Source organism: Tateyamaria sp., assembly GCF_039945315.1.
In the GTDB taxonomy this organism is placed as follows: Bacteria; Pseudomonadota; Alphaproteobacteria; order Rhodobacterales; family Rhodobacteraceae; genus Tateyamaria.
Genome location: NZ_JBDUXB010000065.1, coordinates 1 through 12,307, shown reverse-complemented (window position 1 = coordinate 12,307; position 12,307 = coordinate 1). Strand labels below are relative to the sequence as shown.

At 57.3% G+C, this 12,307-nt stretch carries 11 protein-coding genes and 2 pseudogenes; 3 read left to right on the top strand and 10 right to left on the bottom strand.

From position 1 onward, the window contains the following. Positions 1-133: 133 nt before the first annotated feature. Positions 134-973: a zinc-ribbon domain-containing protein gene (locus ABJD00_RS22430; protein WP_413828989.1), complete on the top strand. Its 840-nt coding sequence runs from the start codon at positions 134-136 to the stop codon at positions 971-973. A gap of 94 nt (positions 974-1,067) precedes the next feature. Here ABJD00_RS22430 and ABJD00_RS22425 read toward each other — a convergent pair whose 3' ends face one another. The 7 genes from ABJD00_RS22425 to argH form a co-directional block, all read right to left on the bottom strand. After that, positions 1,068-3,674 (bottom strand): TIGR02302 family protein, encoded by a 2,607-nt coding sequence (locus ABJD00_RS22425; RefSeq protein WP_413828988.1) that lies wholly within the window; start codon positions 3,672-3,674, stop codon positions 1,068-1,070. A 93-nt stretch (positions 3,675-3,767) separates the two neighbouring features. Then, positions 3,768-5,033 (bottom strand): diaminopimelate decarboxylase, encoded by a 1,266-nt coding sequence (gene lysA / locus ABJD00_RS22420; protein WP_413828986.1) that lies wholly within the window; start codon positions 5,031-5,033, stop codon positions 3,768-3,770. A 36-nt stretch (positions 5,034-5,069) separates the two neighbouring features. Next, positions 5,070-6,263 carry a sugar-transfer associated ATP-grasp domain-containing protein gene (locus tag ABJD00_RS22415; protein WP_413828984.1) on the bottom strand — a complete coding sequence of 398 codons (1,194 nt, stop codon included), beginning with the start codon at positions 6,261-6,263 and terminating at the stop codon, positions 5,070-5,072. Beyond that, the gene (locus ABJD00_RS22410) at positions 6,260-7,438 is read right to left on the bottom strand and encodes a sugar-transfer associated ATP-grasp domain-containing protein (protein WP_413828982.1); all 1,179 of its coding nucleotides are present in this window, start codon (positions 7,436-7,438) and stop codon (positions 6,260-6,262) included. The genes ABJD00_RS22415 and ABJD00_RS22410 overlap by 4 nt, the downstream gene beginning before the upstream one ends. Before the next feature lie 102 nt (positions 7,439-7,540). After that, on the bottom strand, positions 7,541-7,858 hold the full coding sequence (locus ABJD00_RS22405) for a DUF2834 domain-containing protein (RefSeq protein WP_413828980.1): 318 nt from the start codon (positions 7,856-7,858) through the stop codon (positions 7,541-7,543). 4 nt (positions 7,859-7,862) lie between these two features. After that, positions 7,863-8,039, bottom strand: coding sequence for a hypothetical protein (locus ABJD00_RS22400; protein ID WP_413828978.1), 177 nt, complete (start codon positions 8,037-8,039; stop codon positions 7,863-7,865). Further along, entirely contained in the window at positions 8,036-9,427 is a 1,392-nt protein-coding gene (gene argH / locus ABJD00_RS22395) for an argininosuccinate lyase (RefSeq protein WP_413828976.1), read from the bottom strand. Before argH ends, ABJD00_RS22400 begins: the two co-directional genes overlap by 4 nt. A gap of 27 nt (positions 9,428-9,454) precedes the next feature. On the opposite strand from argH, the gene ABJD00_RS22390 reads away from it, so the two are divergent. Then, the gene (locus ABJD00_RS22390; protein WP_413828974.1) at positions 9,455-10,018 is read left to right on the top strand and encodes a TlpA family protein disulfide reductase; all 564 of its coding nucleotides are present in this window, start codon (positions 9,455-9,457) and stop codon (positions 10,016-10,018) included. Positions 10,019-10,585: 567 nt separating this feature from the next. Further along, entirely contained in the window at positions 10,586-11,065 is a 480-nt protein-coding gene (locus ABJD00_RS22385; RefSeq protein WP_413829144.1) for a methyltransferase domain-containing protein, read from the top strand. 152 nt (positions 11,066-11,217) lie between these two features. Here the strand turns inward: ABJD00_RS22385 and ABJD00_RS22380 are convergent. From ABJD00_RS22380 to ABJD00_RS22370, 3 genes and pseudogenes are all read right to left on the bottom strand, one after another. After that, positions 11,218-11,729 (bottom strand): annotated as a pseudogene (locus ABJD00_RS22380) (transposase); the annotation flags it as partial. 12 nt (positions 11,730-11,741) lie between these two features. Further along, positions 11,742-12,167: pseudogene (locus ABJD00_RS22375) on the bottom strand (IS6 family transposase); the annotation flags it as partial. Between the two features lie 20 nt (positions 12,168-12,187). Continuing rightward, positions 12,188-12,307 (bottom strand): IS3 family transposase (locus ABJD00_RS22370; RefSeq protein WP_413828751.1); only part of this gene is annotated, 120 nt, incomplete at its 5' end.

The window sequence follows — 12,307 nt, the reverse complement described above, 5'->3', positions numbered from 1 at the left end:
CCCAACGCGCCTGTTGTGCCTCAGCATCATGCGGGATTCAATTGAATAGCAGACAGGATGAGTTGCAAATATTACTTTTCTGACGAGGCCACACAACATATGGTGAAGAAAATAAAAGAGAGCAGAGGCATAAATGCGGCTAGTTTGTCCTAATTGCGATGCGCAATATGAGGTCGTGGATGACGTAATCCCCGAAGAAGGCCGTGACGTGCAATGTTCCAATTGCGGGCAGACATGGTTTCAGGATCACCCCGATCACATGCTCGAAGAGGTCGAAGAGACCTATACGTCCGAGCCCCCTGATGACTTGTCCGAAGACCTGTCTGAAGACCCGGCCAAAGTCGATGATGAACCAGTGGAAGGGGAAGAGCGCGTTGCTGCGCCCCCAATACCGGAACGCCGCGAACTGGATACCTCTGTTGCCGATATCCTGCGTCAGGAGGCCGAGCACGAGGCACAGGCCCGCGCCGGAGAGGCGCTTGAAAGCCAACCTGATTTGGGCTTGCAGGACGCGGAGAGTGACAAACGCAGTCACGAAACACAGGCACGCATGGCCAAGATGCGTGGTGAAGAGCCCCCTGAAAGCGCCGTCAGCGAAGCAGCCGCGACGGCGGCAGCCCTGGGATCCCGCCGCGATTTGTTGCCTGATATCGAAGAGATCAATTCCACCCTGCGTTCGTCCAGCGACCGCCAGTCAGGTGTGACCAACGAGTCAAGTGACGCCCATTCTGCGCCTGTCGCCCCTCCTGCCAAGTCCGGATTCCGCCGTGGCTTTACGCTGATGATCCTGTTGGCCGTGATACTGGGGGCCATCTATGTGACGGCGCCGCAAATCGCGGATGCTGTACCGCAGGCAAACCCGTACCTGAGCGACTACGTTGCACTGGTGGATTCCGGGCGTACCTGGCTCGATGAGAAGGTAACAATGACGCTGACTTGGCTGGATGATGTCGCTTCGGCGCAGGAAGAATAAGACCGCGCAAGGCCTTCTCGAAAGGCCTTAATCGATCGCCTGAGGCTACGATAGGTTCTGGGCCTCCACGCGCGCAGCCGCTCCTCGCCGGAGTTTAGAAACGATCAAGCAACCGTTGCAGGTAGTCCAGCTCCACGTCCGGGCGCTCTCCTTCACCCGAACGTCGCCGGATTTCATCCAGCAGATCACGGGCACGGCGATAGACGTCTTCTCCCTGCAACAGTCCCTCTTCGGTACCAACAGAGCCGTTTGAGCCAGGTTCGCGCCCAAGCGGATCGCGGGCATCAGCACGGCGGTCTGCATCTGCCATCCCTTGCCCCTGCTGCCCATTCTGGGCCTCTTGCTGCATCGCTTCGCCCAGCGCGCGCATGCCTTCGCGCAGCGCTTCCATGGCTTGCGACTGGTTATCGATGGCCCTAGCAAAGTCATCCTGACGCAGCGCCTCTTCGGCTCCGTCCATCGCGCGTCCGGCGCGATCCAGTGCATCACGCGCCGCATCGCCTTCGGGTGTACCGGCACCCGGCAGGCTGCCCTGCTGTCGGCGCAGTTCATCGCGCAGCGCTTGTTGGCGATCAGCGAGCGAACCTTCTTGTCCTTCGCCGGCATTTTGGTCACTGCCATCGCCACCGCCTTCATCCGTGCTTTGTTCGCCCTGACCATCGCCGCCCTGACTGTGCTGTTGTCCCTGGCCTTGCCCACCGTCGCGACCCTCATTGCCTTGGCTTTCACCGGCTTGCGCGTTCGGGTTGAATTGTTCTTGCAGATCGCGGAAGGCTTGATCAGACAGGCCCTGCTGTTCACGCAAGGTCTCGGCCAAACCTTCCATCGCCTGTTCGCCCGGAGACTGACCGCCCTGCCCTTCACCTTGGGTGACGCGCATGTTTTCCAGCATTTCCTGCAGTTCCTGCAGCGCCTGTTCGGCTTCTGCCATACGGCCCTGTTCCATCAGCTCCTGAATGCGGTCCATCATCCGTTGCAGATCGTCCTGATTCATCTGCATCTGGTTCTGGCTGTTTTGTTGGCCGCCGTTTTCTTCATTGGACTCGTCATCCAGCTCTGCCTGACGCGACAGCTGGCGCATATAGTCATCCGTGGCGCGGCGCAATTCGCGCATCAACTCTTCGATTTCAGCCTGGCTCGCTCCATCCCGCATCGCCTGGTTCAGCCGTTCCTTGGCCTGCCGGAGCCGTTCGAGGGCACTGGAGAGGTCCCCTTCTTCGATCCCAAGCGCGAGGTCCCACATGTCCCGCGCGATTTCGGTTTGCTGTTCATCTGTCAGCCCGTAGCGCGCCAGCGTCTCGAGGCGCTTGATCACACGGCTTAGGCGCAATTCGTCCACTTGCTTGCGAAACACCTCGTCCGGGCGGTGCGCGACAGCGCGCATGATCTGGGCAATGCGGGTGGCATTTTGCTTGGCCCACAGCAGGTCCCGGCGCTGTTCAATGATGCTGGCCGCCAGCGGGTCAAAGAAGCGACGCCCCGGAAGGATGATCTGGCGTGGTGCAGTTTCAGCCTGTTGTTCGGCCGCATCCAATGCGCTCAGCGTTACGGTCACTGGCAAATTGGCAAAAGGGTGTTCGGAGAAATCCTCGACAAGGCTTTCCTCAAACTGCGTGCGGTCCCCGGCAATCGGCATCGGCAACGATACAGTCAGTTCAGGGCGCCGATCGGGGTCGATGGCAAGCCCGTGACGGCGATCAACGGATGGCAGGTCGAGGGCAAAGCGCGCCTCGCCCGCCTCGACGCCATAGTCGTCAGCTGCCTGATAGGGCAATGACATCTCGCCCATTGCGTCAGAGTCCGGTTCGTTCAGGATAGCGATGCTGGGCGCCCGATCCGGAACGATGGCAACGCTCCATGTGCGCCCACCGGGGCCTGAAATCGTGATGTCGCCGGATTGGCGCACGGTAAAATCCTGTTCGGCCGCAGAGGCCGGGGGCAACTCCCCGATGCGGCCCGAAACGGTTTCGGCCACAGTCAATGCGCCCACTTCTCCGTAAAGGCGCAAGGTGATCAGACTACCTGCTGGCAGGTCCAGCACCCCTTCCGGGATGTCGTTCAGATAGATGGTCGGCCGATTGGTATAGCGCGGACTTTCGGCCCAGCCCTCCCAAACGGGCCCAGAGGCCAGGCCATCCCCAGCACCGGGTGTCATGTTTGTGACAGAACCAACGCGCCAGATAGAACCAAAGATCAGCGCAACGGCAAAAATCAGAACCGCCACATAGCGCAGCGCATAAGGGTCACGGCGCGCTATGCGCAAGTCGGCGGGCACGGCAGTGGCTGTAGCAGCGCGCTCAGCCATCCGAGCCTGGTGCGCGCGCCAAACAGCGCTTGAGGCGGAATCGTCGTCACCGATGGCTTGGGTGTCCATCAGCGCTTGAATGGGTCGCCCGGGCAGAGTTTCGTCAAGCCGCACTAGCGCCGCCTCACGTGTCGGCAGGCGGAACCGGGCGATTGCGTAGATCAGTGCACCCAGAGCCGCGAGGGCCGAAACGACTGCGATGCCCCAGACAACTTCAACGACAACGCTGTCCTGAAGGCCCAGCATCAGAGCGGCAAGAACCAGCAGCACCACAGTGGCGAACGGCCATGTGGCGCGCCAAAAGCTTTCGGCAAACATGCCCGCGCGCGTCCAGAATAGCGGCCAGCGCAAGGCACTCAGCCCGCGGCGCACGTCATTTCTGGAAAAGCTCGACATATCTCGCGTCCTTTGCCGGTGGCGCGGCGCAGTTTGCACCTGACCCTTTACATAGGATGTGACGCACTCAAAGCCAGATGACTTTGAGCACAGCTACAGCCACGAGGGAATGCTATCGCGATTTATCATTTCGTCAAAGGTCGGACGCCGGCGGATCACCGCGTATTGATCACCTTTCACCAAAACCTCTGGAATCAGGGGTCTGGTGTTGTATTCGCTGCTCATTACCGCGCCATATGCACCCGCTGAACGGAAGGCGACGAGATCTTTTGCCGCCAAAGGTGGCATCATCCGCTGCTTTGCAAACGTGTCCCCAGATTCGCAAACCGGTCCAACGATGTCGTATGGCAACTGTTCGACGCCGGGCACGGGCTCGATCACAGGTACAATGTCGTGGTGCGCCTCGTACATGGCGGGGCGGATCAGGTCGTTCATTGCGCCATCGAGGATCAGGAAATCGCGTCCTTCGCCGGACTTGACGTAGATGACTTCACTCACCATGCAGCCGGAATTTCCAGCGATCAGACGACCCGGTTCGATTTCGATTTCGCAGCCGAGATGTCCGACAGTGCGTTTGATCAGCTCGCCATATTCGCGGGGTAGCGGCGGTGCCTCATTGCTGCGTGCATAAGGAATGCCTAGGCCCCCGCCCAAATCGAGGCGCCGGATGGTATGTCCATCCGCACGCAGGATTTCCGTCAATTCCGCCACCTTCTGGTAGGCCGATTCAAATGGCGCCAGATCGGTCAGTTGCGATCCGATGTGAACGTCTATCCCGATCACCTCGAGGTTGGGCAACGCTGCCGCCACGGCATAAACTTCCCGGGCCCGTGCGATGGGGATGCCGAATTTGTTTTCCGATTTTCCCGTCGCGATTTTTGCATGGGTCTTGGCGTCTACATCCGGGTTTACACGGATGGTGATCGGGGCAATGGCGCCCACGTCGCCCGCGACTTGGTTTAGCACCTCCATCTCGGGTTCAGATTCGACGTTGAACTGGCGGATACCACCGGTCAGAGCCATGCGGATCTCGTCGGCTGTCTTACCCACGCCCGAGAACACGATCTTGTCGCCCGGCACGCCGGCAGCTTTGGCGCGCAGATATTCGCCGCCAGAGACCACGTCCATACCTGCGCCCGCCTGCGCGAGTGTTTTGAGGATCGCCTGATTGCTTGCTGCTTTCATGGCATAGCAGACCAGATGGTCCATGCCGTCCAGCGCCTCATCCAGCACCTGAAAGTGGCGCAGCAATGTAGCTGTCGAATAGACGTAGAACGGCGTACCAACCTCAGCCGCAATCTGGGCTATGGGGACGTCTTCGGCGTGCAAAGCGCCGTCACGGTAAAGAAAATGATCCATGTACCGGCCAATAACGGCCGCTAAAGGGTTGTTCAATCAGCTCTTGGCGGATTTGGCCGCCTGACGCGCCTGGAATGTCGCAACCTTACCCCGCAGAATGGCGTCCGAGCGGGCTGCTGCCGCCTTGAACCGAGGCAGGAAGTGGTCGTTGCGAATACCTTCACCCGCCGCCAGCTGCCAAAGCACATGGTAGGGGTTATCGTTGCATTCGATAATCACCGGACCGTCGGGACCAACTGCGATGTCCCATCCGACGATGCCAAATTCGGGGAACAGGCCGTGACCCGCGCAGGCCGCATCGATCACCTTGCCCCAATGCGGGATCTGATAGCCCTCAAAGGCGAGACCCGAGGTGGGATGCTTTTCAATCCACTGCGCCGCAGGACCGGACCCGATATTACACTTGCGCACGCACCCGGTGTCATCGTCGATCAGCGCAACCATGCTGCCGGATTGCCAGAAGTTGTCCGACATTGCCTTGGGCGAAGGGACTTTCCAGACAGTATAAAGCGGCGCGATGCCACTTTCGTCCCGCAAGGTCACCACGCGCAGCGTACCAACAGAAGCGCCGGTCATGGCAACCATATCGGGGTGCTGAATGATGGCCGATTGCAAGATGAAGCCTTCGGGGTAGTCTTCTATAATTTCGTGGGCAAAGCTGGCCACATCGGCCTGGCGTCCGTTCCCGAGTTTCAGCAAGTCGCCGTCGCGGGCTTCGATAAGGGCCGAACCGACGCTGGCCGCACCTTCGCAGGGTTTTGCAAAGAGTGGGTATTTCGCGGTTTCACGCAGGAAGGTTTCAACCTCGCTTGGGCTGCGCAAAGTCGGGATGTTGCCGAACAGGCGATCGGCATGCACCACGGCTTGGGTCTGCGTCGTCTCAAGGCCCAACTGGTTCAACAGCGCTGTATACATCACCTTGTCGCGCACAAAGGCCCGCGTGCCCGTCAACTTCAAGGGCGAGGCGGCCAGATTTAATTCGTAGCTGCCGATCTTGCCTACATAGGCCCGCTTTTCTGCCTTGCTGAGCTTGGTGTCGTACGCGCCGGTCGAAAAGTATTCGTGACTGGCCAGTTTGCCGGGCCCCCAACGCAGGGCCGCCATTTCACGCATCTGACCAAACGGGCCGATCCCACAGCTACGCGCGACAGCGACCATTGTTTCGGCTGCTGCCGGGCGTGGGTCCTTGGGTGCCGCCAGCAGGACTTTGTCAGCGGTTGCCAGCATCATTTTGCCCTCCGTGCGGCGTTTAACTTGCTCACTTGTTTGGTCTGACGTTCCGCCACAGCCTGCCAGACGGGGGCAAGATACGTGTTAGCGACCCCGCGCCCGGCGGCAATTTGGTAAAGCATGTGGGAGGGGTTGTCGTTGCATTCCACAATGTGTGCGCCGTCTGCAGTCACCGCGATGTCAAAGCCGCAGATGCCGAATTCAGGGAACACCGCATGGGCGTCCTGAGCGACTTTCAGGGTTTCTTCCCAATGGGGCAGCATTTTCCCTACGACTTGTTCGCCTGACGTCGGATGCATCGACAGTGCCTCGGCCCCGAGGCCAGTGCCACGAATGCAGGACAACACTTCGCCAGTGCTGAGATCAAGAAGGGCCAGCAAGCTACCCGCCTGCCAGAAATTGTCCGACATCGCGTCGGGTGCGGGCATTTTCCAAACCGCATAGGCCGGTTTCGGCCCGGCTCCGTCATTCACCGTCACGACACGCACGCAGCCAATGGAAGGCCCGGCGATCCGAGCCATGTCGGGATGGGGTGTCAGGGCATCCTGAAACAGGAATCCGCCAGGATAGCGATCCATGACTTCAGCGGCAAACGCATCGATGTCCTTCTGGGAGCCATTGCCAAGGCGCAGGATGTCTCCGTCGCGCGCCTTGATGCGCACTGAACCTTCGGAGAGTGAGCCATGATGCGGTTTGCCAAAGAGGGGATATGTCGCGTCGGTGCGCAGGAAACCGGCGACAGCCTCAGCATCGCGCAACACAGGTAACGCGCCTGCATGCCGAAAGGCACTGACAAGGGCCTGCGTCCGCGCGGTGGGAATACCCAGTTGCGTCAAAAGTTGTGTGTAAAGCAGCTTGTTGCCAACGAAGGCACGCGTTGGCACAGCCACGGGCGGGTTCATGGACGTGTTGAGGGCGTTCACGCCCGCCTGACCAAGAAAAGCGCGCTTATCCTCGATGCTCTTGGAGGGATCGAACAAACGCAGCGAATAATATTCCGGGCCACTCAGCTTCTGTGCACCCCGGCGCATCGAGAAAATCTCGCGCATCTGGCGCAGCGGGCTGATACCGTGTGCCTTCGCCACTTGAGCGATCAAAGACGCCTCTGCTTTTTTGGCCTTGCCCGGCGCGTCCAGAAGTGCGCCTTTTGGCGCTTGAATGCCTGTATCTGTCATCACGTTGCCCCGCGTTTTGATCCGAAACTTTGCTTTGCGCTGAATCGTGACACGCGAAAATGGCAACAATTGGGCGCCATTGTTTCCAAATCGGTGAAAGTTTTAAGCGACAGGGCGCGAGCGCAGGAAAAGGTAAAGCGGCAAGCCGCAGCTGACACCGATGCAGAAGGTTGCCGGGATCGCGATGAGCGCGAGCCAATTGCGCCGCACTGCAACCTCGGAAAGGATGAAAACCGTCAAGGCCACTGCGGCGATCGTCAAATCCCAGACCAGCCCACTCGCAGCGTCATTCACGTGCCACGCATCGACCATAGCCATTATGTCATAGCCATTTCCGTTGAACCACGAGATGAAGTAATACATCGGATGGATCGATCCCCAGATCGCGAGGGCGAGGTAGATCATACGGATCGGGGCCATCAGATCAGAAGATGCCCACACCGACTGAAAGTGGGCCGCGCGACACTCCAATCGAACCACCAACATGCCCGCCCGATCCGATGGCGATACCAATGTCAGTGTAAACAGGCTGTTCGGGTTCGCCATCGACACCACATGCAGCGAGGGCAAGCATCGCAATCAGGCACAGGGCACGTTTCATGACAACATCTCCTTCCAGCGGGCGATCTGCGCACGCACTTGAGTCGGCGCCGTCCCCCCATAAGATGTACGCGATGCAACGGAATTTTCCACGCCCAAAACTTCGAAGACGTCGTTTGTGATGTCAGCGTGAGCGGATTTCATCTGTTCCAGAGTGAGGTCAGGCAGGTCGCAACCTTCGGCTTCGGCCAGTGCCACAAGGCTTCCAGTGATGTGGTGCGCGTCGCGAAACGGCAGGCCCAACACGCGCACAAGCCAGTCGGCAAGATCGGTCGCCGTGGAAAATCCTGATCCGGCCGCAGCCGCCAGACTGTCCCGGTTCGCCGTCATATCCCGCACCATTCCGTCCATCGCTGCCAGCGCCAGCATCCAGTTGTCTGCCGCGTCAAAGACCTGTTCCTTATCTTCCTGCATGTCCTTGGAATAGGTCAGCGGCAGACCTTTCATCACCATCATCAGACCCGTATTTGCGCCAAAGATGCGGCCCACCTTGGCGCGGATCAATTCGGCGGCGTCCGGGTTCTTTTTCTGCGGCATAATGGAAGACCCGGTGGAAAACCGATCCGACAGCGTGACAAAACGGAACTGCGCAGACGACCAGATCACAAGCTCTTCGGCAAAGCGGGACAGGTGCATCGCACAGATGCTGGCAAGCCCGAGAAATTCAAGGGCAAAGTCACGATCACTGACCGCGTCGAGGGAATTGGCAGCGGGGCGGTCAAAGCCAAGCGCCTGTGCTGTCATATGCCGATCGATGGGAAAGGACGTGCCCGCCAAAGCGGCCGCACCAAGGGGCGATTCATTCATCCGCGCCCGCGCATCCCGTACGCGGGACAGATCGCGGCCAAACATTTCGACATAGGCCATCATGTGATGGCCCCATGTTACCGGCTGTGCGGTTTGCAAATGCGTAAAGCCGGGCATGACCCAATCCGCGCCCGCCTCGGCCTGTTCCAGAAGGGCGTTGATCAAGGACAAAAGCGCCCCTTCCGCTGCATCAAGCTGGTCGCGCACCCAGAGTTTGAAATCTGTTGCCACCTGATCATTTCGCGAACGGCCTGTGTGCAAACGCCCCGCAGGTTCGCCAATGACCTCTTTCAGCCGCGCCTCCACGTTCATGTGGATGTCCTCCAAAGCGGTCGAGAATTCAAACGTGCCGCCTTCGATCTCTGACAAGACCGTGAGCAGGCCTTCCCGTATGGCCTCCACATCCTTATTGCTCAGTATGCTTGTGGCGCCCAACATGGCGGCATGGGCACGCGAGCCTGCAATATCCTGGGACGCCATACGCTGGTCAAACCCGATCGAGGCATTAATTGCTTCCATGATCGCGTCCGGTCCAGCGGCAAAGCGTCCGCCCCACATGGTGTTTGCAGTTTTATCGGTCATGACGTGTGGCCTATGAGAGGTAAGAAGATGAAACAACTGGTTGCTGCCGCCCTCTACATGGCCCTGAGCTTGGGCGCAATTCCCGGGCATGCTGACACTTCAGCCGCAGCGGCCCTGCGCGACGGAGATATGCGCAAGTTGATCTTTCATGACACCCCTGAGGCTGTGTCCAACGTCGCCTTTGATCTGGCCGATGATGCAGGTCAGATCACGCTGGAAGAATTTCAGGGGAAATACATTCTGGTGAACTTCTGGGCGACGTGGTGTGCGCCATGTCGGCACGAGATGCCAATGCTGTCCGAGTTACAGACCGAGTTTGGCGGTGATGATTTTGAAGTGGTAACCATCGCCACCGGGCGCAACTCACCTGCCGGGATCGTCAAATTCTTCAAGGACACGGGCATCGACAACCTGCCACGCCATCAGGACCCAAAGCAAAAACTGGCAGCGCAAATGGGCATCTTCGGCCTTCCCATCACAGTGCTAATTGATCGTGAAGGGCGCGAAATAGCCCGGTTGCGAGGGGATGCGGACTGGTCATCGGACAGTGCCAAGGCCATCATCGCAGAACTAATCGGCACGGGCGGCTAGGGCCGCACCTACCCAATAAGGAACCGTTCTTCATGTTGGAAAACGGACCAAAAATATTTGAATAAGCTGCCGTCGCTTAGGCTCTGGTCCTAAAAAACATCCGGAAGCGGCCAGTCTAAATATTGTAAGCGAACGACCGCTCCGCCGACTGAACGGACCTCCGACGCAGGAGTACCAATGTCTGGTTCAGTGAGTGGTTCAACAAACCGTGGTCCTTGGAAAACGGTACTATTGCTAGTTCGCTCCCTTTGTTGCTAACCTTTTTTGACGTCCACTAGCAAGGCAACGTCCATGTCTCTTCCTGACACTTTAATTGCGCGGCTGATTGAAACAGTCAAACATCACAGCCTTTCTGGTGATATGCTTATGCTGGGGCGTCAGGGTTGGCTAGGAACTCGAAAAGGTGTTGCTGCGTAGTTGCTCAAAGATACCTTAGAAAACTATATGCCGGGCGTTCAAGAAGAAGATCTGAAGAACCCTAACGATGGCTACTCAGAAAATTTCTTTCGCATGTTGGGTTTCGACAACGTGGATTCAATGGATATATCTTCATTCTAAGGGGCCAGCATCGTTCAGGACCTAAGTGGTAAACTGGACAAGAAGTTAAAGCACCGTTTTGATGTTATCTATGATGGGGGCACTTGCGAACACATTTTCGAACTACCAAAAGCATATCGCAACATCCACCGTATGTTGAAACCTGGCGGTACATTGATCGGGCATTCCCCATGCAATAATTGGATCAATCATTCATTTTACCAAATTAGCCCTGAGATGGTGTATGGGTTCTGGGAAAAAGCGATGGGGTATGAAGTGCTGCATCTTACACTGCAACCTCTGCTACCTAATTTCGCGAAGCATGTAGCAAGCACGACCAACCCCAATGAGACTGGTAAACGACCTCGAATTAAAGGCGATTTGCCGAAGAACTCTCCCTTGATACTGAATTATGCGGTGCGAAAGCCACTCAAGAAAATGGCCTCGGGGTCCAAAGTATATCAAACTGACTACGTCGAAAAATGGAAGAATGATGACGCTGTGGTTTAGACAATAGTTGCATGGCGCATCAAAAGGCCTCCTTTTTGGCACAGGCTCAAAACACCCCCAATTGATGCTACCAAAGTGTGTGTCGTCAGAGTTATTGGAACCAATGGCGGCCTGACGTAAGAGAGAGAGTCTGGCTCATCTGGTTGGTTTGATTATGCGGCGAGTTGTCTGTAATGCAAGCGGCGCGTTTCGAGCGTCTTCCGTTTGATCCTTTCCCGTTGCTTTAGAATGGCTTTATCACGCCCGAAGTAGACGTCAGCGGGAGTGACGTTGTTGATGCTATCGTGGTAGCGCTGGTTGTTGTAGTGATCGACGAAGGCTTCAATCTGAGCTTCGAGATCCCCGGGCAGGAAGTAGTTTTCCAGCAAGTTGCGGTTTTTCAGTGTTTGATGCCAACGCCCGATCTTGCCTTGGGTTTGCGGATGATACGGCGCACCGCGCGTGTGTTTCATCCCCTTGTCCTGCAACCACTCAGCCAAATCCCCTGAGACGTAACTGGATCCATTGTCGTTAAGCAGGCGTGGCTTGTGGACGACGTGAACTTTGTCGCAGCCAGAAGCCTGCAATGCGAGGTCCAGCAATCCGTCACATCTTCTGCCCGCATGTTCTTGCAGAGCTTCCAGGAGACGATGTAGCGGTTGTAATCGTCGAGGACCGTGCTGAGACACGCGCGATCCTATGCGAAACAAAGCTGACGCCACTCGGCAAGAGCGGCGGCGCGTGTCAGTTTGAATGTTTCTCTGCTGCTGACTGATCTTTCATGGTTGAAATGGTTGTAGAAGGAAGAATGGACAGAAGCGAATCTCTGTAAACTTCGCATCCGCCAGAAACGTTGCATTGCTCGTTCTCTTCGTCGGGATGGAAGATGTGAGTTTTCGACGCGGTTGTTGAGCCATCTCCCAGTTCGTTGTCTGACTTGCATTCCCAGGTCTCTCAACGCGGCACGGTAAGACGCCAAGCGATCTGTAACTACTTCTTCGACTTTTCCATGTCGCTTCATCAGTTTCTTTAGAAATTTCAATGCCGCAACTTTGTTTCTACGCTTAGTGGCGACGGCTTCCAGAACCTCGACTTCGTGATCGACGGCACGCCAAAGGTAGTGTTTGAGGTGCCCCTAGTTTCCTAGACGCCTGCCTCGTTCATCTTCTTCTGTTTGATTTCATAGTTAACCGGCGACAGCATACCGTTGTTGGTGTGCTTGCGTGTCGGGTTGTAGAACATCTCGATGTATTCGAACACGTC